Genomic DNA, 26,673 nt, shown 5'->3' with positions numbered 1-26,673 from the left:
CGGGAGTAGCTCAGTTGGTAGAGCGCAACCTTGCCAAGGTTGAGGTCGCGAGTTCGAGCCTCGTCTCCCGCTCCAGTATTACGCCGTCAAGGCGACGCCCATGTGGCTCAGTGGTAGAGCACTCCCTTGGTAAGGGAGAGGTCGGCAGTTCGATCCTGCCCATGGGCACCACTCTGTTTTTGCAACGGCGCATCGATGCGCCGGCATCTTCCCGATCTGTTCCCCTCTTCGTTTTCCGCTTTTTCCGGTGACGACGCGTGTCGCCGGAGCGGCCGGTTTTTTGCGTTTCGACGTCTATCGCCGGCCTTACTCTTGATTTCGCGCCACGAACCGTCGCGTCCGAATCCACTTGGTGGCGACCCACTTGTCCCCGGCACGCAGCGGCGTGCTCGCGTGCAGTGAACTCGGATCGCACAAGCCGAAGCGATTGCCGTATTCGAAATAGAGCGCATGCCCGCGCTGCGGGGTGACTGCCCAGCCGAGTTGCGGGAACACTGTCTCGCCGCCACGTTCCACGTCGTTCAGGTACATCAGCAGCGTGCCCATCCGTTGCCCGCTACGCGCAATCGATTCACGGTTGGCTTCATTCCCGGTGGCCAGATAATCGACATGCGGCGTCGACTCCGCGCCTTGCTCGTAGTGCAGCATCTGCAACCCTTCGCCATTCTCGACCGGCGTACCGGTCAACTCCGCAATGCGCGCTTCGAGTCGCGCGATCAGCGGCGTCTCGCCGAGCCGGAAGAACATTCCGTGACTGCTGCGATGACCGGCGACCACGTTGCGTCCCGTCACCGGGTCGACCACCGTCGAGCGATCGAGGCGCGGCTGCGCCAGCGCGATCAGCTGCTCGCATTCGTCGGCGCTCAGGAAGTTGGCGAGATGAACCGCGGCTGGACGTTGGAGTCGCGACAGCACGCGCACCTTGCGCTCGCCGAGCTGGATCAACGGACCGTCGGGCACGCGTAGCGCGTCCGGCTGATAGCTGAGCGGCGGGCCGCCGACTTCGAGCTTGTCGCCTGGCAGCGGCGCGGCGTACAGGAACGACGCGGAAACGGCTTCGACCATCGCCGCTGCCAGTTCGGGCGCGTTGTTGCGGTTCACCATCTCGGTGACGATCGCTTGGGGGGCGACGCCGCGCGTCAGGTTGGCGGCGATCCAGTCGCGTACTTCGGCGGGGAAATTGACGGTGATGGACATCGGCGGAAAGGCGAAGAACCTGGAGTGGGAGCGGGCGGGTAAAAAGGCTGCGCTCGGATGATAGCGGGGGATTGTGACGGGTTTGGGAAGGGGGCGGTGGAGGTTGGAATGGTGTCGTCCAGGTCATGCGGGGGCTTGCATCGGACAAGTTGCTCACTCGAGTAGCAGGCGCTGTATCTCGTCGAGGAAGGACGCTACGGTGTACCCCCAAGGCTCGGGACAAAACGAGCGCAGATACATATCTTCGAACGCGCTGGTCAGGTCGTTTGGGTGCTCGCTCCTTCGGCACTACCCACTCAACATCGACCTTTCGGTGTCAGCATCGGCTTTTCCCAATGTCTGGGCTGCTCTGGAGACATTGCAACCGCTGCACCCAGTTGGCATAACTAGAGAGACGTGACATCGCCTGGACGAAGCGTGGATGTGGCACGGAGACTTCAGGACATTCTGGAAAAACGACGACTCAATGAACGAACAATCGCGTCTTGAAGAGCTGTTATTGAGTAGGTCAGAACGCCCCTCCGAAGACCTCACCCGAAGCTGGCAGATGAGGAAATCCCCTAGCTGCGGCATCATCCGCCCGGCACCTACAACGGGAAAGTGATGCATTTTCGCGCCTTCATCCGGTGTCGACGAGCCATGGGCGAAAGTTAAAGGCGCTATTGAGGGCGACAAGCTCTTGTTTGCGAATGTGTCGACGGTTTTGCGCAGCATGGGTCGTGACGGTCACGTCATTTGCGTGTACACGCGAGACTGGACAGACAAACAAGACCTCTTGCGCGTACGTGAAGTGTTGCGGTCGCTGGGCTTCGTGGAGGAACTCGGGTACAAGCGCGACATTGATACACAAAACAGGGTTTATGGCTCTGGCGAGTGGTACCTGCGTGCGTAAGCCCACCGCACTGACGCTGTCAGCTCGAGCGCAGCCCGATGACCCATTTTGTCTGGTAGTCTCTTGCATCTCACGGCAGGAGTCACCTGTACGCAGTTGACGAAACACATGCGGACCTAGAAGACATGATTTCCTTTCCAAGCGGGACTGTCCTCAAGGACATCGAGGGGGCGTATGAATCGCTTTCGACGAGCACGGTTTTAAGGCTCTCGACCGGCCTGAAGTTTGGAGGAAACGTCGGCGTTCCAGGTTCGCTCATGCAGTTTTTGGCGGCTTGGTCCCGCACCGTCGAGCACCCGACGCTACGGCTCTACGGCAAAGGCCCATCGGATGCGTCTGAGTCCTTGGCGAGAGAGCCTTACGGCATGGTAGCGGCCTACTTTTCCGACGTCATCGAAGCTGGTGCGGGCGAACGCTTATCCACCCGTGAGGCGCTGGCAAATGCGGTTCGCCGAATCGAAGCGATGCAGAACGGCAACTTCCGCGAAACGATGCACGGACGAGGAGCTTTCCTGGGATGTTTTGCCCGGGCAAAGAATGAGTTCCTTGTTCCGCTCTACTCGCGCCCGGAAGTTGGCGCCGTGCGGTCGCGCGATGAGTTTGTCACGCTGACCTCTCGCCTGATTGCCGCATGCGCGCCGGCAGCCGGCCAGAAGATGACGGAGGCCGCGCGCATTGCGCTGGGGACACTTCTTTACGAACTCTTCCGCAACACGGACGAGCACGCGACCACCGATGAGGAAGGCCGGCCGTACGTAAAAAGCGTGCGCGGAGTGATGGCCAAGTTCATCTCTTTCGAAGCTAAGGATGCGCCAACGCACATCGGCGAGGAGGACCCATCACTCGCGTTCTACATGATGCACAACATTGCCAATCGCCGTAAGTTCGCCAACGCTGAAGGGAAACCAGAACTGAGCAAGCAGACTGCTTTGCTAGAACTCACCGTGGTTGACACGGGTCCAGGGCTCGCGCGCCGCTGGCTCTCGCGGCACGGGCACGCCGGCGACGAAGTTGGACACCTTTCCATTGATGAGGAAGTATCTCTGGTCCGAAAGTGTTTCGAGCTCCATGCGACCACAAAGACGACGGCTGGCAGCGGGGGCGGCCTGTCTTACGTCTTGCGGACCCTGCAGCAGTTGAACGCTTATCTTCGTTTGAGGACCGGAAGAGTCTGCCTAACCCAGGATTTTTCTGCTCCTAAAGCGAGCGTTTCATTCGAACCAAGGCATTGGCTCACAGAGCGCCCGCAACTGCCAATGGCTGCCGGCGCGTGTTACTCAATTGTCGTGCCTCTGTCGAAGGACTTGCTATGAAAGGGTTCTTCGCTTTTGATTGTGTGTTGCCGGAAACAGGTCCTGTTCGGAATTTTCACTTTCTTTTCAAACCTCCGGGCAAGCTGCACGCAACGTATCTGGCAGACGCCATCGAGCATGGACTGCAGACCGTCAATGCTCCGGACGTGGTCGCAGTCGTATGCTCTTCGTCCGAAGAGGCCGAAATCAAGGAGCGGTTCCAGGAGCCTGTGCTCGTCCAGGCAGCCGACAGGACATCGACAAAGGTTTGCCTGTGCATATGCGCCTTCGACCGGGACGGGACTCTTCAGTTGCGCGACCAACTGCGAAACCCGGTCGCAGGGCTGGATTCGATGCTTCGGAATAGAACAGAAGCGATTCGCACAGCAGGACTGGACGAGCTCTTCTCTGCCCATCATGTGCTTGTCATGGCGCCGCCCGGCTTCACATTCGTCAAACCGTCTGAAAAACGTTCAACCCTATTTCTTCGAACCGAAGAGGCCTTGACGGAAGTGGAGGGCGTGCAATTCCTTGCGTTCGCTTTGCTGCATAAGCTGAAACAGCGGGCTGATATGTGCAAGGGGGACCTCGATGTCATCTTTATAGACTCGATGGGAATAGCGAGCGTCGCGTATGCGCTCCGAGAGATGTATTGCACGCTATTCAACGCACCGCAGCCGAGGGTCGTCAGTTTTCACTCGCACGACGGCATCGAACACATCGACGCACCTCTTTCTGGAACGTCGTTTTGCATCATCTCCGCGTCATCGTCTCTGAATCTTGAAAGGGAGTGGCGACAGCGGACAAGATGCCATCAAGAAGAAGTAGTGACGCTGCTCACTCTTGAAGATGCGAAGGGGCGAGAGAACGCACTCTTCGCGTTGCCTCGACCAAATGATTCCAACGTTGAACAGGCAACAAGACATCTGAGAGATTTACCGATAGTGGGAGAGCATTTCGCGCCAGCCGACTTGTTGCCCAAATCAGTGCTTCTGCGCTGGAACCATATGGAACGCAATGCAGAAGAGTTTTGCTGTAAGTTCGTCCGAACCAATGGGCTCGGCGTTCTGGGCCGTGGCACCGCACACGCAAAAGTTCGACCGATTTATTTAGACGGAACAAAAGTTGCATTAAGCCCCGGCTTCGACGCGTGGTTATATCGCTCCCTCCGGCAAAGGACACCGGCGTCTGTTCATGCAATCATCCATCAGAACGATGACGCGTCTCTCGGACTCGCCCAGGAATGCGCCCGGCGACTTACAGAAATCATGGTGCGGTATGAGTCAGTGCTCGTTATCAACGAAACCGAGATAGCGGCGAGGGCTGTTGAGATTTCGAAAGAATCGGGGCTCCTCATCGTAGCAGCCGTGGCCGGTCGTGGCACTCGTATGCTGTCTATCAGCCGCGACCTGCGGGACCTTCACGAGGGCGCTCGGACCTACCTTATTGGCGCGCAGATTGCCGAAACTGCGAACCAAATCAAGGTTCTGACCGACAACCTGAAGTACTCTGCCACGAAAGCTAACATCGAGGTCGTGCGGTTCTCGCAGATTGCTATAGGCGCTGGTCTTGGCGAATCCTTCATGGATGAAGCACGACTATTGAAGAATTCTGGGACTGCATTTGGAGACGAGTACAACGCGCGGATCGCAGCCATTGCTGGCACGCCGGCGGGCCAGAATGCCCGAACATTCATTGGTTTGAACTCTGACTTGACCGAGCCCATGAAACTCCGGCGCGATTTCGCTTTCTGGAATTTCGACTACGACGCTGATACCGCCGGCACAACCTCAGCCGTTGTCGCAATGGCCGGTGCGATACTTCAGAATGCGAGAGAGACGAAGTTCGAAGACCAAATCCTGCGCCTGTCCACGGACGCGTTTCAGCAAGTGATTTTGGACCCGGAGAACTTTGCTCGCTACAACGATGGAGTCATACAGGCCGCACTGCTGCGCTGCGCTCGAGTCGGCGAACTTGATTACTCCAAGGAGCAGAACGCGAGTCAGTTTATGCTTGACCTGCTAAAAAGAATATTTGAGCAACATGACAGACGACAAGGTGAAGCGGCCGCAGAGTTCGCCCTGGCGTTGTTCACGCAAAGGTTGCGGCTATATTTGGTCCACCGCCGTGAGCTTGATGCGCATCTGCGAGATTCGCTTCCTGCCGACACGCCGAGACTTCGGCTCATACGCGCCTTCCTTGAACTGGAACCGCTGCCTGACAACGGAGATTTGCCTCCGGAATTTTAAGCTTGCTAGCACGAGCCCGGTGGCCTCCTGCTAGGAAACGGCGGCGCTGATGTGTAATGTTCTCCTTACTCTTGTTTCTGTTTGAGCTGCGGCTGAGCTACGAGCTGTTGGCGCCGGCGTCCATTTGAACCGGATGCCGACATTCGGCTGAACCGCCAGAGAAAGCCGCGAATTGGTGCTGCTGAAACGTTTTTCTACTTGGAAACAATGGTCAGTCCGGCGCCGGCATGTGGGTCGATTTTGTGTCGGCGTGAACATACACGCACGGTCTCATCCTCGTGACGTCTTCTATGAGAATGTCAGCAAGGCGAAATTCGAGGGGACCTTGAGCGAGAGTCATGAAAAAGACGGAAGCATCGTTCTGGCATTTCGTCCAAACAACGGACAGTTGATGCTGGTCGCCTGTCTATGGTCTCGATGGTCAGCACCGGGCGAACCCGACTTGTTGTCATTTGCCGCCATTACCGACGAGCCCCCCGCGGAGGTTGCAGCAGCCGGACATGACCGATACATCATTCCCATCAAGCCTGAGAACATCGACGCGTGGCTTAACCCGGACACATCCGACCTCACGGCGTCCTATGCCATCCTTGATGACAAAGAGCGACCGTATTATGAGCATCGACTGGCTGCGTGAGAACTAGCAGGCGATGCGCCGTAAAAAACTCAATCGCAGCGCTTCAAGGTCAGAGGCCATGGCACGAACGGACTTCTATCCTTTCGTTTCCTGCTGGATACGCTCTCTCACTAAACGGCGATGTAAGGCTCGAAATGTCGGGTCGACACGACGTTGGTCGACACCTCGAACAATTTCTTCTGCGCGACTCCACGGCAGCCCAGAGAGCCACCCCACGATAGGCGTCGCTTTAGAGCGGACCGATTTATACGCCTGCGACAGCCGAGTCGCATCGGCACGTTCAACGCCGAGCGATAGAGTCAGCGTCAGCGCGTCGAAGTTCGGTACGCCCTCGGCTGCAAGTACCGAAAGCGCACTGACTCCATCCCCGACAACCATGCCTCTAAGGTTTGCTTCGTATTTCAACAACTCGTGCATTCCAAATAGGCCCCAAGGCAACAGGTATTGCATCCGGCCGTAGATTTTCGCAATCATCTGGCCGAACGTACCGTGCTTAACTTCAAACCTTGAAAGCGGTGTTCCCGTTATCCACTTTTCTGCGAGATATGAGTACGCGCCTCCGAGCGCTTCACCATCAAAGGCGAGCAAATACTTTGCGACTGGCCCAATCAGATAACTTACGTTTGAAGTATTGAAGATGTATCCGCCTAGTACAAGATTTCCGAACTGCTCCAGTTGCCAGTTTTCCCGGGTCTTCAACCATGCGTAGATGGCCGATTGGGCTTCCAGTGACCACCCTACCCTTGCTGCAATCTCGATTAGCGCTGGATTTTCGTCTGTCGCTTTTTTTACAACCCTCCGCTGCCGCCTTCCGACATCTTCAGCGAAGGCTCGCTCGGATTTGCTCAGTTGTAGCGAAGCTAGGAGATGGCTTTCGTATTGCGCTGATGTCTTGACGAAGCTTGGGTGCGACTTGGAGGAGGCTCAAATGGCTACACGTAAGACCGCCACAGCTCGGAGGAAAGAGTTTGAGCTTGCAATCTTGCGCATTGAGCACGGGAGCACTTGCGCTCGAATCGCATGCCACACTTCGTCGCTATTTCGATACCGGCGCAATGAGAAGCTCAGGCACCGCAGATGCAATCCGAAAACGCGCTCATCGGAGTGGTGCCGTGGAAAACGGGCTACCTACACAGACAATTTCAGCCTGCTTGCCAATGAGCTGCATCTCCTTCTCGCTCGGGTTCATGTGTTTATCTCTAATTCCATTAGCACGTAAACGAAAACAAGCACTTGCTGCCTTGCTGCTATCGCTGCCAGTTTGTTCGGAAAAACACACATGACCTCATGCCATGCCAGTACGCTAGGTTGATTCAAGTTTCATATCATAAACCTCTTGCCTAGAGTGTACTAAAATGAGTATCAGGTGCGCGAGGACGGCAACTCTTTTAGCATTGATTTCTGGATGCGCGCAGTTGCCTAAAGCAACTGTGACCTACTATCTACCGAAGTCAGAAACAAACATCACGGCTATACAGACTATTGTCTGCGACAAGGAACAGACAGTGCATGTAACTACGTCTCTCAACGTCAAGACGGACTACTCCGCAGACTATCTCGCACCTCGGTCGCTTGATTTGTCTCAGCTTGACAGCTCTTTTTCTGATACCGACGTGTCAGTCACGATGACTGACGACGCTCGCCTGAAAGCGATAAATGCGAAGCAAATAGGACAAGCCGAGACCATTATCAAAGAGGCTGTGACGCTGAGCGGTGTGCTCGTTGCGAATCGAGCCCGCGAGCAGCGTGATTGGTGTACGTTCAAAGAGTCCGCTAAGCCCGTGACTATCACCTATTCGAAGTTGAACCAAAAATTCAGTGACCTTTTCTATCAAGGAACCGACAAGATTGACGCTATGGAAGCCGACTCAGGGAGCCAAGCAACCTTCGAGTTGGTAAAGAAATCTTCTCTCGAAAAATATATCAAGCCAACCCTAATCGTCCGTGCGGCGCATCCTATTCAGCCTGTGACGGAGCAATCATCCTCCGGGGTCGAAGTGAGATTGCCGGTTATCTATCAAGTCTCTGTGGAGCTTATGTGGGGAAAGCCGGCTCGCATGGTGGGCCAGCAAAATGTCTTGCTGCCGAGCGAAGGCAGGTTACGCGACTATCCACTACACATTCCGAGACCAGCGGCATTTGGTACGCAGCAATTTGCACTGACACTGGCAGAGTCGGGCGCCGTTACTAGCATTCAATACGTCAAGAATTCAGGCACCGTCAATGCAATGACAGGCGCAGCCGATGTGCTGACACCGCTCAAGCGCCCGACGACATCCGACCGGGTCGACGCCATCAAGGCGCAGGCTGACCTAATCGCTCAGCAACAGCGATTGGCTACATGCCAAGCCACGCCATCTTCTTGCAAATAATTCCTGGCATTATGCTTTGAAAATCACGCCTTCATACCCAAGACTTAGAGTCCACTTTGGGGGCGTCGCAGCTCCCTTTGAGTAAGTCAATACAGCTGGAGTTTCCAAGATTCGAAATATGTGCCATGTTTCCATAGCTTAGCACTGGGCCCGCGACGTACAGCTGTACATTTCGCCGCTTAAGCGTCTCATCACCGGACCAAGCGCAGATGTTGATTCGTACGGCCCCATGGTCAGGACGTTAAGAGTACGACCCAAGCATTCCAATCCTGATGTCTGTTATTTTGCTCCTGTCGAGCGACACGTTATTCACGTCAAACACAGTGAGCAGCCAGGTGGTATAGGGGCTCGGAGCCAAGTGAGCCCCCGAACTCGTCAGGTCGGTCTTCGTCTCATCCTTTCCAGTCGAAATTCGGTACCTTCCACTGAACGGTATGGGATTATGGCTATAGATTTTGCCGGTTCCCACTCTTGGATAGAACGTACTAAGACCGGTGTGAACCAAAGTCCAATTTAGCCCGTCATCACCCGTGATAACGCCATTCAATAAAACTCGCGCGCTAGTTAATCGCATGTTCGGGAAGGCCGATATCGCGCGGAAGTTGTCGGGACGTATACTGAAAAACAACGTTCCCGTCGATTTGAATTCATTGAATGCTGATTCACTTACGAGCTCACTAATACTGAGCATCTGCCATTCGATAAAACGTCCGCTGGAATGTGCCGATTCGATGGCATTTACTGCGCTCAATGCGTGCTCGCTGGATTTCCCATGCTGATAGCGAATCTGGTCCACAGTAAGACCGTGCATGTCGGTATCGAATTGAGAGAGCGACCAAAATTCTATCGAGCGATTCTCCTCATACACAATCCTTGCCAGCGCTCGACGAATGTCGTAATAGGCACGCTGCATAAACGACAACATGAGTGTCAAACTAGGGTCTATGCCCTGAGCGAAGCTCACTTCGAGCGCATTTCTCTGAAATCTCAAATGTTCCGCCTTACTCATGCTCTCCATCACACGCAGCTTTATCGCCGCCAATTCAAGTGCCTTATTATTCCTCGCCTGAGTAATATCGAAATAGTGATACATTGCCTTTTTATAGTCTTCGGCCTCAACGAGCCTCGCATACGGCTCAATCATTTTATCGAACTCTTCTTTGCTCTGTGCAATCTTTGCCAAGTCGGGACGTGATGGGTCGGCGATAAGGTCCTTAATTTTCTTATAAGCGTCGTCGATTTTCTGATAGTCCTTTCCAATAACTTCTACATGCTCTACGACGTCATTAAACTCGAAGTCGCGCTCCTCAAGGTCTTCACCTACCTGAGACAGTTGCTCCGCAAGGCTTAGGACAGCAGGCCAAGCGCCATTCGCTACCGCGACAATCTGCCCGACCACACTCACGATTTCTTCAAACTTGCAGTCACGCCCCTGTTCTACGGCTGACTTGAACTTTTCGGCCGCATTTACAACTGTTGAACGAGTCTCCTCTATCTCCAACAACAGCAGGTTGATTGCGTCGCTCGCCACCTTGGCTTCGTCGGCCAATCTCAACTTCTCTTGTTCTAGCTCGTTATCGACGTACGACTTAGCGCTGGTTACAGCAGAGACAACCAAGGTTCGCCGTTCCAGGACGGCAGTGTTCGCATCGAAAAGGGCGAAGTAGGCTGCTTCTACGCTTTGGCCAATAGGCAAGATGGTGTTGATGGCGTCTGAGTAAACCTTAGGCGCAGCCACGGGCACGTGGTTTCTAGCGTTGCCGAAGTAGTCCAAACCGCATGCCATCCGTCTAAGGAGCACTTGTGCCCGTGTAAGCGTAGCGCTCTTGACAGTTTCGCTCGCGGTTGACGGAACAAGGGCTGCGATGTGCGCCGTGCGCTTGGTAAGGCGGCTTATCCAATTAAGCATTCGCGCCGCTTCTGCGGCCTCCCCCGAAAGAAACAGGTCCTCTGCGTATGTCAAAACGTAGGAGAGATACGTCGCCTCGGCCTCGATAGAGAACTCTTCCGGTGGCCTAGTAAATTGAGAAAGGACACCGGCCTTTCCTTTGGGTTGGGCCGCCGCGCCACTCCCGGGGTCTCCTGGTTCCCCAAGCGGACCCTCTGGCGACCTACCCTTAACGCAGTCCCGCAAGAACGGCTCAAGGTTCGCGTGCGAATTCAGAAGGCGCAGCGTGAGGGCTTGTTGCGGATACACGCTCGCATACGGCATCCAGTCGTTCGGCTCAGCTATTGCCTGAACGGTCGTGGAAGCGAGGGATGCAAATTCTTGGGTACCGTCTTCGTTTTTTCTTACAAGCAGGTCGTAGCAGAACGACTTGGTGCAGCCTGAACCCATACAGCAGGAATAGTCGTGACCGGGGCCTTTGTCGCCGGGAAGCCCCGGGTTTCCAGGCGCGGTTTCGCCCCCGCCTTCGCCGCCGGCCATATCCAAGATGACTTCGATTGGAAAGTTGGGGGCTTCTAGCGTGACACTTCCTCCGGGCGCACCTGGTTTGCTGGGGCCGCCGTCGCCAGCACGGCCGCCTTTTCCGCCTTGCCCACCGGGTGTCCTTGGGTCATCGCAGGTCGCCGTGCTGGTTGTGCCGGTGATTCCTTTTTGACCATCCCCTCCATCCTCACCGCGTCCACCGTTCCCTCCCCGAGTGAACACAGATAATTGCCCGACTATCTCGCCGGCACAAATGAACACATTACCGCCGCTTGTCCCGTCGCCACCTGGTCGTCCGGGCTGACCATGGTCGCCAGGCGCTGTCCCCATTGCTGCTTTGTCGCCAGCGTTGAAGCTCACAATTGCATTCTCGCCAGCGGTGATAATCGCTCCCGTTCCAGCGACAGCGAGTTTCCGGCAAAGAATGCTCACAGTCTTTCCGGAGAACCGAGCCGGTTTCGTTACAGCAATCGTATCGGCTTGTATGAAAACATCTTTATCGGACCTTGAATAATCAGAAAGCTCGAGAGGGACCGCGGAATAAAGCCGGAATGCTGTCGGCTCATCAAGCTTCAAAATTAGCTCGTCCTTGAAAAGGGTCATCGCAACCTCCTCATGATGCTTTTGCTTTTGTCCTAACACCGGCTCGAACGGTTGAAGCTACGTGCATTCGCACCAGTATTTTGTGCGAGGCCCATCGGTCTCCTTTTTGAGCATGCAGGTCCCATTGCAACCGTTCGACACGCAGTGCGGCTCTTCAATCCACTGACCGTCATCGCCGATGACGCTCTCAACCGTGCAGTTGCTGCTCTGAATTTGTGGACGCTCGGAGTCCTCGCATACTCGAATCCCGGAAGGAGTTTGTTCAATCACAAGCTGGGACGAAGCTGTTTTTTTCATGGCCCCTCCTGGTCTATCCCAGCTGAAACGTCGCCGGTCGCCAGTCAATGAAAGGTTACGGTGAGTAAAATGTAAATATCGAAATCTCTCAAGTTGCGTGCGCCGGCGCACATAAGACTTGCGTCGAAGTGACGGGCTGCAAGTATCAGCGGGTGCTTACTTACCTAGAGATGCCCGGATTTCACGGTTCTAACAGTGTCTTTAGTCAATTGAATGGCAAGCCAGCTTCCTTCACTACGGGCTGATACTCAGGCTGCCGGGTGAAAGCACTTTTCGGTATGACTACGACGATGGGGTTGGCGAAGTATGCTCACGACCGACAGGAACACGAAGCTCCTAACAGTTAGCAACTAACCTAAAGCTTCGATCTACGTAAGGCGCGCGGTTTAACTCGACAAAAGACGCTCCGCAGTAGAAGGGACGTTCGCCCGGAAGCAATAAGCGTTTTCGGATTTCGTTGCCCAGCCACCTCCTTTCCCCACCCCCAACATGTTTCACACCTGTAACTCAAGCCCGCCGCAACCCAGTTACATTGACGCCATTCCGGCAGTGATAAACCCACGCCTATAAACCTTTCGTTTTGCCAACAATTAATTCGACAAGCATCGCCTGATGACAACCCGCGCGAACCATGGCAAGTTTGCGCAGTCCCGCCACAGCGCGACGCCGCAACCGAGCATCAACATAACTATCTGTCTCCGGAGTACACCATGAGCGAAACCGTGTCCCCGCCGCCGAAGAAGCGCTCCCGACGCGGGCTCATCGTCTTCGCGCTGATCCTGCTGGTGCTGATCGCCCTGGTCGTGGTTCATCTGCTGACGCGCAAGAAGCCCACCCACGAGAGCGCGCCGATCGTCGTCACCGTCACTCACGCGACGATCGGCTCGATGCCCGTCATGCTCAGCGAACTCGGCACCGTCACGCCGACCGCGACCGTCACCGTACTGCCGCAACTGAGCGGCTACCTGACCGAGGTCGGCTATCACGAAGGCCAGGAAGTGCAGAAAGGCCAGTTCCTCGCGCAGATCGATCCGCGTCAGTATCAGATCAGCAAGCAGCAGGCGCAGGCGACGCTCGCGAAAGACCGCGCGTCGCTCGCGCAGGCCCGCGCCGATCTCGAACGCTATACGCAGTTGAACGAGCACAAGTCGATCGCGCAGCAGACTTTCGCGGACCAGCAGTTCCTCGTGCAGCAGGACGAGGCGGCGGTCAAGGCCGATCTCGCCAACATCGCCCAATACGATCTCGACCTCGCGTATTGCCGGATCACCGCGCCGATCGCCGGCAAGGTCGGCTTGCGGCTCGTCGATCCGGGCAACTACGTGACCGCGTCGTCGACGACCGGCATCGTCGTGATCACCACGGTCAAGCCGACCACGGTTCAGTTCACGGTGCCGCAGGACTCGCTCGCATCGATCGTGCAGCGCCTGAACACCGGCGCGAAGCTGCCGGTCACCGCCTATTCGAGCGACAACGCGCGCGAGATCGCGACCGGCACGCTGTACGCGGTCAGCAACCAGATGGCCACCGCGACCGGCACCGTCACGCTGCGCGCGACCTTCGCGAACGACGACGAAGCGCTGTTCCCGAACGAGTTCGTCAACGTGAAGCTGCTGGTCGATACGATGCACAACGCGGTGCTGGTGCCGACCGCCGCGGTGCAGACCGGCGCGCCGGGCGACTTCGTCTATCTGGTCAATCCGAATAGCACGGTGTCCGTGCACAAGGTCAAGCTCGGCCCGAGCGACGGCAAGAACACGGTGATCGTGTCGGGCCTCGCGGCCGGCAACGAAGTGGTGACCGACGGCACCGACCGTCTGAGCGACGGCGCGAAGATTCAGCCGGCACATCCGCAGCCCGCCTCGGCCCCCGCGGCAGCGGCGCCCGCCTCCGCAGCCGCGTCGTCGTAACGGACCGCCGCGCCGATGAACATCTCCCGCCTGTTCATTCTCCGACCGGTCGCGACGCTGCTGCTGATGATCGCGATGGTGCTGGTCGGCCTGATCGCGATGCGTGTGTTGCCGGTGTCGTCGCTGCCGAACGTCGACTATCCGACCATTCAGGTGCAGACCTTCTACCCGGGCGCGAGCCCGACGGTGATGGCCACCACCGTGACCGCGCCGCTCGAAGTGCAGCTCGGCCAGATCCCCGGCCTGCAGCAGATGACGTCGTATAGCTCGGACGGCGCATCGGTGATCACGCTGCAATTCGATCTGTCGCTGAACCTCGACATCGCCGAGCAGAACGTGCAGCAGGCGATCAACGCGTCGAACAGCTATCTGCCGTCCGGTCTGCCCGCGCCGCCGACCTATGCGAAGGTCAATCCGGCCGACCAGCCGATCCTGACGCTCGCGGTCACGTCGAAGTCGATGTCGCTCACGCAGTTGCAGGACGTCGCCAACAATCGCCTCGGCACGAAGATTTCGCAGGTGGCCGGCGTCGGCGTCGTGACGACCAGCGGCGGCAACGTGCCGGCGATTCGCGTCGAAGCGGACCCGCACAAGCTCGCCGCGTACGGCCTGAATATCGACGATCTGCGCACGCTGCTCAGCTACGTGAACGTGAGTCAGCCGAAGGGCAATTTCGATGGCCCCGATCTCGACTACACGATCAACGGCAACGACCAGATCACCGACCCCAAGGACTACCTGGACACGGTGATCGCGTATCAGAACGGCTCGCCGGTGTTCATGCGCGACGTCGCGCGCGTGAGCCAGGCGGCCCAGGACGTCGAGCGCGGCGCCTGGTACAACGGCGAGCCGGCGATCGTGCTGAACGTGCAGCGCCAGCCCGGCGCGAACGTGATCCAGACGGTCAGCCAGATCAAGAAACAGTTGCCGCAGCTCGAAGCGACGCTGCCGGCCGGCATGAAAGTGACGGTGGTGTCGGACAGCACCGGCGTGATCCGCGCGTCGGTCGCCGATGCGGCGTTCGAACTGATCCTCGCGATCGTGCTGGTGGTCGCGGTGATCTTCGTATTCCTGCGCAATGTGCCCGCCACGCTGATTCCGAGCGTGTCGGTGCCGGTCTCCCTGATCGGCACCTTAGCGGTGATGTACCAGCTCAATTACTCGATCGACAACCTGTCGCTGATGGCACTGATCATCGCGACCGGTTTTGTGGTCGACGATTCGATCGTGATGATCGAGAACATCGTCCGCTATCTGGAAGAGGGGATGACGCCGCTCGAAGCCGCGCTCGAAGGCGCGGGGCAGATCGGCTTCACGATTCTGTCGCTGACCATTTCGCTGATCGCGGTGCTGATTCCGCTGCTGTTCATGGGCGGCGTGATCGGCCGGCTATTCAGCGAATTCGCGGTGACGCTCGCGGTCACGATCGTGATCTCGGCGGTGGTTTCTCTGACCGTGGTGCCGATGCTGTGCGCGCGGATGCTGCGCGCGCAGGCCGAGCGTCATCCGAGCCGCTTCGAACGCATCAGCGAGGGGCTGTTCGACAAGACGCTCGCCGCGTACAAACGGGGCCTCGAGTGGGTGCTCGATCATCAGCCGCTGACGCTCGCGGTCGCGGTCCTCACCGTGGTGCTGACCGGCATCCTCTACGTGGTGATTCCGAAGGGGCTGTTTCCGGTGCAGGACGTCGGCGTGATCGAAGGGATCAGCGTGGCCGACAATTCGGTTTCGTATGCGGCGATGGTCAAGCGGCAGAGCGCGCTCGCCGACGCGGTGCTGAAGGACCCGGACGTGGTGTCGCTCACTTCTTATGTGGGCATCGACGGGATCAACGCGACGCTGAACAACGGCCGCTTCCTGATCAATCTGCGCGATCGCGACAAGCGCTCCGACTCCGCGCAGGAAATCGCCCGCCGTCTGCAACAGGAAGTCGCGCACGTGCCCGGCGTGAAGCTGTTCATGCAGCCCGAGCAGGATCTGACGCTCGACACCACGGTGTCGCCGAACCAGTACAGCTTCGTGCTGCGCGGGCCGAGCCAGCAGGCATTCCAGAAGTACGTGCCGGAACTGGTCGAGCGCCTGAAGCGGATTCCCGCGCTCGAAGACGTGCAAAGCGACCTCGATACCGACGGCCTCAGCGTACACGTCGAAGTGAACCGGCAACTGGCGGCGCGCTTCGGCATCACGCCGGCGACGATCGACAACGCGCTGTACGACGCGCTCGGCCAGCGCATCGTGTCGACGATCTTCGAACAGTCGAACCAGTACCGCGTGATTCTGGTCGCGAAGCCGGAGACGATGCCGACCGTGCAGTCGATCGGCAATCTGTATCTGCCGAGTCAGACCAGCAGCAGCGGCCAGGTGCCGTTGTCGGGGATCGCGAAGATCGAGATCAGAAAGGCGCCGCTGGTGATCAGCCATCTCGCGCAATTCCCGTCGGTGACGGTGTCGTTCAATCTCGCGAAGGGCGCATCGCTGAGCACCGCGGTCCGGGAGATTCACGCGGCCGAGCAGGCGGTCAATCTGCCGCCGTCGATCACGTCGTCGCTGCAAGGCGCGACCGCCGCGTTCGAGGATTCGCTGTCCAGCGAGGTCTATCTGCTGATCGCCGCGCTGGTCGCCGTCTACATCGTGCTCGGCGTGCTGTACGAGAGCTTCATCCATCCGGTCACGATCCTGTCGACGCTGCCGTCGGCCGGCATCGGCGCGCTGCTCTCGCTGATGCTCGCGGGGATGGACCTCGACGTGATCGGCATCATCGGCATCGTGCTGCTGATCGGCATCGTCAAGAAGAACGCGATCATGATGGTCGACTTCGCGCTCGACGCCGAACGCAACCACGGCAAGTCGCCGCGTGACGCGATCTTCGAGGCGTCGCTGCTGCGCTTCCGGCCGATCCTGATGACCACGCTCGCGGCAATGCTCGGCGCGCTGCCGATGCTGCTCGGCACCGGCACGGGCTCCGAACTGCGCCGGCCGCTGGGTCTGGCGATCATCGGCGGTCTGACGCTGAGCCAGATGCTGACGCTCTTCACGACGCCGGTGATTTATCTGTACTTCGACCGGATGGCCGCGCGCGTGAACCGCTGGCGCGCGCAGCGCAACGCGGGCAGCGAGGGCAGCGAGGGCAGCGGCGGCAATGACGGCGGCAATGACGACAACCCGGAGGGCGCGCGGTGAACATCCCGGCGCTCTTCATCCGGCGGCCGGTCGCGACCACGCTGCTGGCCATCGCGATCCTGATCTCCGGCACGCTCGCGTATTTCCGCATGCCGGTCGCGCCGCTGCCGAACATCGCGTTTCCGGTGATCGTCGTGCAGGCGAACATGGCCGGCGCGAGCCCGGAGATCATGGCGGCGACGGTGGCCGAGCCGCTCGAACGGCGGCTCGGCACGATCGCCGACGTGCAGGAGCTGACTTCGATCAACAGCGTGGGCTCGTCGCTGGTCGTCGTGCTGTTCGGCATCAATCGCGACATCAACGGCGCCGCGCGCGATGTCGAGGCGGCGATCCAGGCCGCGCGCGCCGATTTGCCGACCACACTGCGCAGTAATCCTAGCTATCGCCAGTACAACCCGGCCGACGCGCCGATCATGGTGCTGTCGCTGACTTCCGACACGCTGACCAAAGCGCAGCTGTACGACTCCGCCGATTCGGTGATCCAGCAGCAGTTGTCGCAGGTGAAGGGCGTCGGCCAGATCACGCTGGGCGGCGGCGCGCTGCCGAGTGTGCGGGTCGAGTTGCAGCCGGGCAAGCTGAACAGCTACGGGATCGGCCTCGAAGACGTGCGCGCGGCGATCGGCGCGGCCAACGCGAACAGCGCGAAGGGCCATCTGGATGTGGGAGAGCAGCGCTTCGTGGTCACGTCGAACGATCAGATCACCCACGCGGCGCCGTATCGCGATCTGGTGATCGCGTATCGCGACGGCGCGCCGGTGCAGTTGCGCGATGTCGCCGAGGTGCGCGACTCGAACGAAAACATCCGTAATGCGGGGTTGTTCAACGGCAAATCGGCGATTCTGGTGATCGTTTATCCGACGCCGGGCAGCAACGTGGTCAGCACCGTCGCGCAGATTCGCAACGTGCTGCCGGCGATCGAGGCGACGCTGCCGAGCACGATTCATGTGGGCGTTGCGATCGACCGCTCGGAGTCGGTGCGCGCGTCGGTCGGCGATACCGAGCGCACGCTGTTCATCGCGGTGCTGCTGGTGGTCGGCGTCGTGTTCATTTTTTTGCAGTCGCCGAGCGCGACGCTGGTGCCGGCGGTCGCGCTGCCGTTGTCGATCGTCGGCAGCTTCGGGCCGATGTATCTGCTCGGCTATAGCATCGACAATCTGTCGCTGATGGCGCTGACGATCGGCACCGGCTTCGTGGTCGACGACGCGGTGGTGGTGCTGGAAAACGTCGTGCGTCACATCGAATTGGGGTTGAGCCCGAAGGAGGCCGCGATCAAGGGTGCGGGAGAAGTGGGCTTCACGGTGATCTCGATGAGCCTGTCGCTGATCGCGGTGTTTCTGCCGATCATCCTGATGCCCGGAATCCTCGGTCTGCTGTTTCATGAGTTCGCGATCACGCTTTCCATCGCGATCATGATCTCGCTGGTGATCTCGCTGACGGTCACGCCGGTGATGTGCGCGTATCTGCTGAGCCGCAACAATGCGGGCCATTCGAAGGCGCGGTGGGTGCGCTGGGTCGAGCATCAGTTCGACCGCTTCAAGGACATGTACGCGCGTTCGCTGACCGCGGTGCTCGATCATTCGCTGGCGGTGATCGTGCTGCTGTTCGCGCTGCTGATCGGCAATGTGTTCCTGCTGAAGCTGGTGCCGGCCACCTTCTTCCCGGAGCAGGACACCGGCATTCTGATCGGCCAGATCATCGCCGACCAGAGCATCTCGTTTCCGGCGATGCAAAAGAAGCTCGCGCAATTGCAGGCGATCGTGCAACGCGATCCGGCGGTGCAGTCGGTCGCGGGCTTTACCGGCGGCCGCGCGCTCAATACCGCGAGCGTGTTTATCGAACTCAAGCCGCTCGACGAGCGCCACGCAACCGCCACCGAAGTCGTCAACCGGCTGCGGCCGCAGCTCGACGAGGTATCGGGCGCGCGGCTTTTTCTGCAGGCGCAGCAGGATTTGCGGATCGGCGGGCGGCAGTCGGCGGCCGAGTACCAGTACACGCTGACCAGCGACGATGCGGCCGCGCTGTTCAAATGGACGCCGAAGCTGGTCGCCGCGCTGTCGAAGCAGCATGGCCAGTTGCTCGACGTGAATTCGGATCTGGAACAGAACGGTTTGCAGACCTACGTGAAGATCAATCGCGCGACGGCCGCGCGCTACGGCTTCGCGCCGAACCAGATCGACAACGTGCTGTACGACGCGTTCGGCCAGCGCACCGTGTCGACGATCTATAACCCGCTGAATCAGTACTTCGTCGTGATGGAGCTCGCGCCCGAGTACTGGCAGTATCCGCAGGCGCTCAACCAGATTTATCTGAGCACCGCGTCGGGCAACCCGACCGGCACCGCGGCGACGCAGATGCCGGGCGGCACGGTGTCGGGCGCAACCGGTTCGACCGCGAGCACGAAGGCGAACACCAACTCGCGCAACGCCAATGCGCAGTCGAACGCGACCAACAACGCGATCGCCAACAGCAAGGGCGGCAGCTCGACCGGCAGCGCGGATAGTACGGCGGCCGAAACGATGGTGCCGCTGTCGGTGCTGGCGTCGTACTCGAACAGCCACACGGCGACCCAGGTGAACCATCAGAGCGGCCTCGTTGCCGCGACGATCTCGTTCAACCTGCCGGCCGGCGGCACGCTGAGCCAGGCCGGCAAAACGATCGACGACACGATCCGCGAGCTCGGCATGCCGGCGAGCATCCACGGCTCGTTCGCGGGCGCGGCGGCGGCCTTCTCGCAATCGATGGGCACCGTGCCGCTGCTGATTCTCGCCGCGCTCGGCGTCGTCTATATCGTGCTCGGGGTGCTGTACGAAAGCTCGATTCATCCGCTGACGATTCTGTCGACACTGCCGTCCGCGTTCATCGGCGCGACGCTCGCGCTGCTGATCTTCGGCACGCCGTTCTCGGTGATCGCGTTGATCGGGATGATTCTGCTGATCGGCATCGTGAAGAAGAACGGCATCATGATGGTCGACGTCGCGATCCAGTTGCAGCGCGAGCAGCGGATGCCGGCGCGGGACGCGATTCACGAAGCCGCGCTGATCCGGCTGCGGCCGATCATGATGACGACGTTCGCGGCGGTGCTCGGCGCGGTGCCGCTCGCGCTCGGCATCGGCCAGGGCGGTTCGCTGCGCGAGCCGCTCGGGATCACCGTGATGGGCGGGCTGATCCTGAGCCAGCTGTTCACGCTCTACACGACGCCGGTGATTTACCTGTACCTCGACCGCCTGCGCGCGCGGCTGGTCAGATGGTCCGCGGGGCTGCGCTGGAACCGCGACGCCGGGCCGGGACAACCGGATACGAAGGCATGACGATGAAGAATCTGTTTGAACGATGGAGAAGGCCGGAATCGCCGGTTTCACCGGTTTCGGCCCCGACGCTCGCCGTCGCGCTGCTCGCGGTGTTCAACGCCGGCTGCATGGTCGGCCCCGACTACCACCGCCCGCAGGTACGCGTGCCGGCGACGTATTCCGAGCTGCCCGGCTGGACCCAGGCCCAGCCGAACGCGGCCGCGCCGAAGGGCACCTGGTGGACCGCGTTCAACGATCCGCTGATCGACGAACTCGAACCGCTCGTCGCGGTATCGAACCAGACCGTGCGCGCGGACTACGCGAACTATCAGCAAGCGCTCGCCGAAGTGCGGGTCGCGCACGCGAGCCTGTTCCCGACCATCGGCGTGACCGGCTCGGCCACGCGCGAACGCGCGAGCAGCGGGTCGGTCAGCTCGTCGGGCAGCTTCGTGAACGGCACCAGCGCGCGCATCATCAACGCGGGCTCGCTCGAAGGCAGCGTCGATTGGGCGCCCGATCTGTGGGGGCAGGTGCGCCGCACGGTCGAGGAAAACGCGGCGACCGCGCAGGCCACCGAAGCGACGCTCGCGAACGCGACGCTCTCCGAGCAGGTCGCGCTCGCGACCGCGATCATCGAGTTGCGCACCAGCGACGCGAACATCGACCTGCTGCAAAAAACGGTCGAAGCGTATCAGCACTATCTCGACGTGGTCAGCGAGCAGGACCGCGCGGGCACGATCTCGCCGGCCGATGTGATCACCGCGCGCAACCAGCTCAATACGGCGAAGTCCGATCTGATCGCGCTCGGCGTCGCGCGTGCCCAGTACGCGCACGCGATCGCGGTGCTGGTCGGCAAGAACCCGGAAGAGCTGTCGATCACGCACAGCACCGCGATGCCGGCGTTGCCTGTGGTGCCGGCGGGCGTGCCGTCGACGCTGCTCGAACGCCGTCCCGACATCGCCGCCGCCGAGCGCAAGATGGCCGCGCAGAACGCGGCGATCGGCGTCGCGGTGGCCGCTTACTATCCGGACATCTCGATCTCGGGCGCGCTCGGCTTCACGCAGTCGCCGCTGAACGGTCTGCTGAGGACCGCGAACTATGTGTGGTCGCTCGGCGCCAGCGCGAGCCAGACGTTGTTCGACGGCGGCCTTCGTAGCGCCGATGTCGACGCGGCGAAAGCGGCTTACGACGCGACCGTCGCGAACTATCGCGGCACGGTGCTGGCGGCGTTCCAGAACGTCGAGGACGATCTGTCCGGCTTGCGGATTCTCGCCGACCAGGCCGACGTGCTCGATGCGGCCGTGCGCGACGCGGACCGCGGCGCGGAGATCGCGTTCAACGAGTACCAGGCCGGCACCGTCGATTACACGACGGTCGCGACCGCGCAGGCGGCCCAGCTGAATATCCGCCAGACCGCGCTGAACGTGCAGGAGTCGCGGCTGCTGCATGCGGCGTCGTTGTTCGGCGATCTGGGCGGCGGGTGGTCGGCGGATCTGTTGCACGATCCGCGCCATCCGGCAGTTGCAACTGCGGGGGCGTCGGCTTCCGCCGCGGCCGGCCCGGCTAACGAACAGGCTGCAACGGCCAAGCCGCAATGACCGAGCCGCAATGACCGACCAAGGAACCGCCTTGTCCAACGCCACCGACGGCCCCGCCGTCAGCAACCCGCCACCCCAGGTCACGTCGCTAGGCCTGATCCTGATCTTCGCGCGCATCGGCCTGACGAGTTTCGGCGGCGGGCTGAGCGGCTGGTTCATGCGCGAGTTCGTGCACGACCGCCACTGGATGAGCGAAGAAGAATTCCTCAACGGCCTCGCGTTGTCGCAGGCGCTGCCGGGCGTCAACGTGAAGAATCTGGCGATCTGGATCGGCTATCGGCTGCTCGGCTGGCGCGGCGCGTGCGCCGGCTTCTGCGGAATCATCTTTCCGCCGGCCGTGGTGATCGTGCTGCTCGGCGTGTTCTTCGCGTCGATCGCGGCGTTTCCGCTCACGCATATCGCGCTCGCCGGCGCGGCGGCCGGGGCGATCGGGCTATCGCTGTCGATGGCGATCACCGCCGCGCGCCGGCTGCCGCGCCGCGTGTTTCCGTATCTGGTGCTGGTCGCGACGTTCGCGGCCGCCGCGCTGTTTCGCGTGTCGCTGGTGTGGACCGTGCTGATCGCGGGTGCGCTGAGCGTCGGCTACGAGTACGTGCGCGCGCCACGTAAGTCACGTGAGCCGTGACGGGCCTGGGTCTCCTAAGCAAATTCCAGAGCCGAATCCAGAACTCATTTCAGAAGCGTATTTGCCGTGTCCAGAACTCTAATCGCGCTGTTTTCGGTGTTCGCGCCGCTGTCGATCGTGACCGTCGGCGGCGGTCAGGGGATCATCGCCGAAGTGCAGCGCCAGGTCGTCGACGTGCATCACTGGATGACCCACGCGCAGTTCCTCAGCGACTTCGCGATCGCGCGGCTCGCGCCCGGGCCCGGCTCGCTGCTCGCGACGCTGATCGGCTATCAGGTCGCCGGCGTCGGCGGCGCGCTGGTGGCGACGCTCGCGTTGTTCGGGCCGACCGCGTTCCTGATGTACGGCGTCGTGCATCTGTGGAACCGGCACGAGGGCGCGCGCTGGCTGAACGCGTTGCAAGCGGGCCTGCGGCCGGTCGCGGCCGGGCTGATTCTCGCGGCCGTGTACGTGCTGATCAAGGAACTCGAAGGCGGCTGGATCGCGTGGCTCACCGCGGCGGTCGCGACCGTGCTGGTGATGAAGACGCGCATCAATGCGCTGGTGTTGATCGCGGGCGGCGCGCTCGTGTTCGTCGCCGTGCATTTCGCGGGGCTGCTGTAGCGGGGCCGGTCAAACCCCGTCGCGCTGCCGCAAATACCGCTGCGGGCTGGTGCCGAGCGTCTTCCGGAACATCGCGGTAAATGCGCTCGCGCTCTGATACCCCAACTCGGACGCGACGGTTGCCACCGGCATCCCCTGCGCGAGCCGCGCGACCGCCTCGACCAGCCGCAACTGCTGCCGCCACTGCCCGAAGCTCAGCCCGGTTTCGTCGCGAAACAGCCGCGCCAGCGTGCGCGTGCTTGCGCCGACGCGTGCGCCCCACACGTCGATCGTGTCGTTGTTTTGCGGCGCCGACAGCAACTGCTCGCACACCGAGCGCAAGCGTCGCTCGACCGGCAGCGGCAGCGTGCCGCTCAACGCCGGCAACGCGCGTTGCAGTTCGAACAGAAACAGCGGCAGCGCGAGCTGGCTGCGCTGCGGATCGCTGTCGCCGCTGCTGACGGCCAGCGCCACCAGCAACGCGTCCAGCAACTGCCCCGCCTGCAACACCCGGCACTGGGTCCAACTTTTGAACGCGGGCGCCGCGTTGACATCGACGTAGGCGGTGCGCACGGTCACGTCGCCGATCGCGTGCAATTCGTGCAGCACGCCCGGCGGCAGCCAGATCGCCTGAAACGGCGCGAGCGTCCAGATTCCGCGCTGCGTGAGCGCCCGCGCGACCCCGCGCGTCACGTAGATCAGCTGCGCCTCTTCGTGCGCGTGCCACGGATCGCGAAAGCCGTCGTCGAAGTCCCATAGCCGCGCGACCACGGGATTGTCCACGCCGGTGCTGATCGGCAGGAAGCGTTGTCGCCAGACCGGCTCCGGATTTTCAAACTTTTCGGTTTTCATCGAGTTTCGGCAATATTTTGGCCTGATCGCGATAGAACTTGTCATTACGTCGGACCTCGGTCGCAGTTAAGCTTTTGCCTGTTCGGACGGGGCCACAATCCCCTTCTCAACAGGAATAATTCTCATTCTTGCACAGTCGGGAGCGGCAAAGTACCGCCCCGCAGCCCCTGCCGCCTCACGCGGCCACTCCACTGGCTTCTCCCCAAGGCCTGCTGCGCGACGCCCGCCGTCCGCGCGGCGTGCTGTCGGCTTGCCCGCGCGTCGGTGAAACAAATGCCGAGGGCGGGCGAGCCCAGTGGAGCGCCGCCGCGAGCGCAGGGGCGTGAACGAACAGGGCCGCATCGCAAGCGGCACGACGACAACGTACAAGCCGGAAAGCGCGGGCCACGAGGACGGCCGGCGCCGCCGGAATCGGCCGGCCCGGCGGGCGGCCACACTACTGGAGAGCAACACAGGATGGAACGGGCAACCAGCACGCGCGTACGCGCAATCTCGGCCGCCACGGGGGTGGCGTTCTACGCGGCGGCAGCCGGCCACGCGTGGGCGCAGGCGCAGCCGTCTGCCGAGCGCGCGGACAACGCGCCGGCCGCCGCCGAGACCACGCTGCCCGCGGTGCAGGTATCGGGAAACACCGACAACGACGCGACGGTTGGCCTCGTCGCGCGCCGCAGCGCGACCGGCACCAAGACCGACACGCCGATCAACGAAATCCCGCAGACCATCAACGTGGTCACCGCGCAGCAGATCGAGATGACGCGCGCGACCGATATCAACCAGGCGTTGCGCTACGTGCCGGGCTTTTCCACCTACAGCTCGGACAATCGCTCCGACTGGTACGCGGCGCTGCGCGGCTTCACGCCGACGCTGTTCGTCGACGGTCTGGCGGTGCCCAACACGATCAACCTCGCGAGCTGGCGCGTCGATCCGTACATGATCGACAGCCTGAGCGTGCTGCGTGGACCGACTTCGGTGCTGTACGGGCAGGGCGATCCGGGCGCGATCGTCGACGTGCAGAGCAAGCTCGCGAACGGCGAGCGCATCCGCGAAATGGAACTGCAGATCGGCAACTTCGCGCGCAAGCAGATCGCGTTCGATCTCGGCGACAAGCTCGACAAGGACGGCACGCTGTCGTACCGCGTCGTGGGCGTCGCGCGCGACGGCAATGCGCAGATCGGGCCGAACGCCGATCAGCGCGTCGCGCTGTCGCCGTCGATCAGATGGCAGCCGAGCGCGGCCACGTCGGTCACGCTGTACGCGACCTATCTGCAGGACTGGACCGACACGGCCAGCAACTTCCTGCCCGCGAGCGGCACGATCCTGCCGAATCCGAACGGCGTGATTCCGAACACGCTGTACACCGGCGATCCGGAATTCGACCGCTACGGCAAGCGTCAGGCATCGGTCGGCTACCAGTTCGAGCATCGTTTCAACGACGTGTGGACGGTGCGCCAGAGCGCGCGCTTCATGCATCTGTCGACCGACGACTGGTCGGTGTACGGCGGCGGTCTCGACGACACGGACCCGACGATGGCGACGATCAACCGTTACGCGGGCATCTTCCAGTTCAACTACAACCGCTTCGATATCGACAATCAGGCGCAGGCGAATTTCCGCACCGGCCCGCTCGCGCATACGGTGCTGGCCGGCTTCGAATACAACCGCCAGGCGAGCACCGACAGCGAGCAGCTCGCGCTCGCGCCGTCGCTGAATCTGTTCAATCCGGTCTATACGCCGGTGACCACCGCGATCTTTTCGTCGCCCGATGCCTATCCGCGCACCGACCTCAAAAGTTCGATGGATTCGTTCGGCGTGTACCTGCAGGACCAGATCAAATGGCAGCGCTGGGTGTTCACGCTCGGCGGCCGCCAGGACTGGTCGATTACCAGGCAGAACGATCTGATGAGCGGCACGCAGCAGACTCAGTCCGACCACGCGTTCACCGGCCGCGTCGGCGTGACTTTCCTCGGCGATTACGGCTTGTCGCCGTATCTGAGCTATTCGACTTCGTTCAATCCGTTGCTCGGCGTGAACATGGCCGACGGCAGCCTGCCGCAGCCGACCCGCGGCCGTCAGATCGAACTGGGGCTGCGCTGGCAGCCGCCCGGCAAGAACCTGCTGCTGAACGCGGCGCTGTATCAGATCAACCAGACCAACGTGGCGACGCCGAACCTCGACGATCCCACGCAGAGCACCTATGTGCAGACCGGCGAGGTGCGTTCGCGCGGCATCGAACTGAGCGCGGTCGGCAAGCTGACGCATAACCTGTCGGTGATCGCCGCGTACGTGTATCAGGACGTGAAGAACGTGAAGGCGAACGACGACACGCTGAACAAATGGCCGGTCGACATTCCGCGCCCGCGCCAGATGGCGTCGCTGTGGGCCGACTGGACCTGGCACACGGGCGTGCTTGAAGGAGTGGGTTTCGGCGCGGGCGTGCGCTATCAGAGTTCGGCCGCGGGCGCGGCGGACAATTCGCTGACGGTGCCCAGCTACACGCTGTACGACGCGGCCGTGCACTACGACCGGCGCGACTGGCGCTTCGCGATCAACGCGACGAACCTGTTCGATCGGCGCTACGTGGGCGGCTGCCAGTCGGCGGCGGTGTGTATTTACGGCAATCCGCGCACGGTCATCGCGTCGGCGCGCTACAACTGGTAAGCGCGGCGGGC

Annotated in this window: 15 protein-coding genes, 1 tRNA gene and 1 pseudogene; 13 read left to right on the top strand and 4 right to left on the bottom strand. The window is 60.9% G+C overall.

Going from position 1 to position 26,673, the window contains the following annotated elements:
- Window positions 1-96: 96 nt before the first annotated feature.
- Window positions 97-171: transfer RNA gene (locus tag BTH42_RS29710), tRNA-Thr, on the top strand.
- A 135-nt stretch (window positions 172-306) separates the two neighbouring features.
- Here BTH42_RS29710 and BTH42_RS29705 read toward each other — a convergent pair.
- A complete protein-coding gene (locus tag BTH42_RS29705) occupies window positions 307-1,197 on the bottom strand; it encodes a 2OG-Fe(II) oxygenase (protein WP_075304749.1) in 891 nt (296 codons plus the stop codon).
- A 607-nt stretch (window positions 1,198-1,804) separates the two neighbouring features.
- Between BTH42_RS29705 and BTH42_RS36490 the strand changes: the two genes are divergently transcribed.
- From BTH42_RS36490 to BTH42_RS29685, 4 genes and pseudogenes are all read left to right on the top strand, one after another.
- Window positions 1,805-2,089 carry a putative phosphothreonine lyase domain-containg protein gene (locus BTH42_RS36490; protein ID WP_083654975.1) on the top strand — a complete coding sequence of 95 codons (285 nt, stop codon included), beginning with the start codon at window positions 1,805-1,807 and terminating at the stop codon, window positions 2,087-2,089.
- Window positions 2,090-2,214: 125 nt separating this feature from the next.
- Window positions 2,215-3,402 carry a hypothetical protein gene (locus BTH42_RS29695; protein ID WP_075304747.1) on the top strand — a complete coding sequence of 396 codons (1,188 nt, stop codon included), beginning with the start codon at window positions 2,215-2,217 and terminating at the stop codon, window positions 3,400-3,402.
- Window positions 3,399-5,630: a hypothetical protein gene (locus BTH42_RS29690; protein WP_075304746.1), complete on the top strand. Its 2,232-nt coding sequence runs from the start codon at window positions 3,399-3,401 to the stop codon at window positions 5,628-5,630. Before BTH42_RS29695 ends, BTH42_RS29690 begins: the two co-directional genes overlap by 4 nt.
- A 257-nt stretch (window positions 5,631-5,887) precedes the next feature.
- Window positions 5,888-6,267, top strand: a pseudogene (locus tag BTH42_RS29685) (SOS response-associated peptidase family protein); the annotation flags it as partial.
- 75 nt (window positions 6,268-6,342) lie between these two features.
- Here BTH42_RS29685 and BTH42_RS29680 read toward each other — a convergent pair.
- Window positions 6,343-6,966 (bottom strand): hypothetical protein, encoded by a 624-nt coding sequence (locus tag BTH42_RS29680; protein ID WP_075304745.1) that lies wholly within the window; start codon window positions 6,964-6,966, stop codon window positions 6,343-6,345.
- 716 nt (window positions 6,967-7,682) lie between these two features.
- Here BTH42_RS29680 and BTH42_RS29675 point away from each other — a divergent pair.
- Window positions 7,683-8,639 (top strand): hypothetical protein, encoded by a 957-nt coding sequence (locus BTH42_RS29675; protein ID WP_143752256.1) that lies wholly within the window; start codon window positions 7,683-7,685, stop codon window positions 8,637-8,639.
- Between the two features lie 241 nt (window positions 8,640-8,880).
- Here BTH42_RS29675 and BTH42_RS29670 read toward each other — a convergent pair whose 3' ends face one another.
- Window positions 8,881-11,673 carry a hypothetical protein gene (locus BTH42_RS29670; protein WP_143752255.1) on the bottom strand — a complete coding sequence of 931 codons (2,793 nt, stop codon included), beginning with the start codon at window positions 11,671-11,673 and terminating at the stop codon, window positions 8,881-8,883.
- 1,007 nt (window positions 11,674-12,680) lie between these two features.
- On the opposite strand from BTH42_RS29670, the gene BTH42_RS29665 reads away from it, so the two are divergent.
- The 6 genes from BTH42_RS29665 (at window position 12,681) to BTH42_RS29640 (ending at window position 23,173) form a co-directional block, all read left to right on the top strand.
- A complete protein-coding gene (locus BTH42_RS29665) occupies window positions 12,681-13,880 on the top strand; it encodes an efflux RND transporter periplasmic adaptor subunit (protein ID WP_075304742.1) in 1,200 nt (399 codons plus the stop codon).
- A 15-nt stretch (window positions 13,881-13,895) separates the two neighbouring features.
- Window positions 13,896-17,060 (top strand): efflux RND transporter permease subunit, encoded by a 3,165-nt coding sequence (locus BTH42_RS29660; RefSeq protein WP_075304741.1) that lies wholly within the window; start codon window positions 13,896-13,898, stop codon window positions 17,058-17,060.
- Window positions 17,057-20,368, top strand: a complete 3,312-nt coding sequence (locus tag BTH42_RS29655) for an efflux RND transporter permease subunit (RefSeq protein WP_075304740.1) — start codon at window positions 17,057-17,059, stop codon at window positions 20,366-20,368. Before BTH42_RS29660 ends, BTH42_RS29655 begins: the two co-directional genes overlap by 4 nt.
- Complete coding sequence (locus tag BTH42_RS29650) at window positions 20,365-21,945, top strand: efflux transporter outer membrane subunit (RefSeq protein WP_075304739.1); 1,581 nt, start codon at window positions 20,365-20,367, stop codon at window positions 21,943-21,945. The genes BTH42_RS29655 and BTH42_RS29650 overlap by 4 nt, the downstream gene beginning before the upstream one ends.
- 10 nt (window positions 21,946-21,955) lie before the next feature.
- The gene (locus tag BTH42_RS29645; RefSeq protein WP_075304738.1) at window positions 21,956-22,570 is read left to right on the top strand and encodes a chromate transporter; all 615 of its coding nucleotides are present in this window, start codon (window positions 21,956-21,958) and stop codon (window positions 22,568-22,570) included.
- Between the two features lie 66 nt (window positions 22,571-22,636).
- Window positions 22,637-23,173 (top strand): chromate transporter, encoded by a 537-nt coding sequence (locus BTH42_RS29640; RefSeq protein WP_075304737.1) that lies wholly within the window; start codon window positions 22,637-22,639, stop codon window positions 23,171-23,173.
- Window positions 23,174-23,182: 9 nt separating this feature from the next.
- On the opposite strand, the gene BTH42_RS29635 is transcribed toward BTH42_RS29640, so the two are convergent.
- Entirely contained in the window at window positions 23,183-24,004 is an 822-nt protein-coding gene (locus tag BTH42_RS29635; protein WP_083654974.1) for a helix-turn-helix domain-containing protein, read from the bottom strand.
- Window positions 24,005-24,460: 456 nt separating this feature from the next.
- Between BTH42_RS29635 and BTH42_RS29630 the strand changes: the two genes are divergently transcribed.
- A complete protein-coding gene (locus tag BTH42_RS29630; protein WP_075304736.1) occupies window positions 24,461-26,662 on the top strand; it encodes a TonB-dependent siderophore receptor in 2,202 nt (733 codons plus the stop codon).
- Window positions 26,663-26,673: the final 11 nt, after the last annotated feature.

It is taken from the genome of Burkholderia sp. SRS-W-2-2016 (assembly GCF_001931485.1).
Taxonomy (GTDB): Bacteria; Pseudomonadota; Gammaproteobacteria; order Burkholderiales; family Burkholderiaceae; genus Paraburkholderia.
This window is presented reverse-complemented; position numbering and strand designations above follow the sequence as displayed.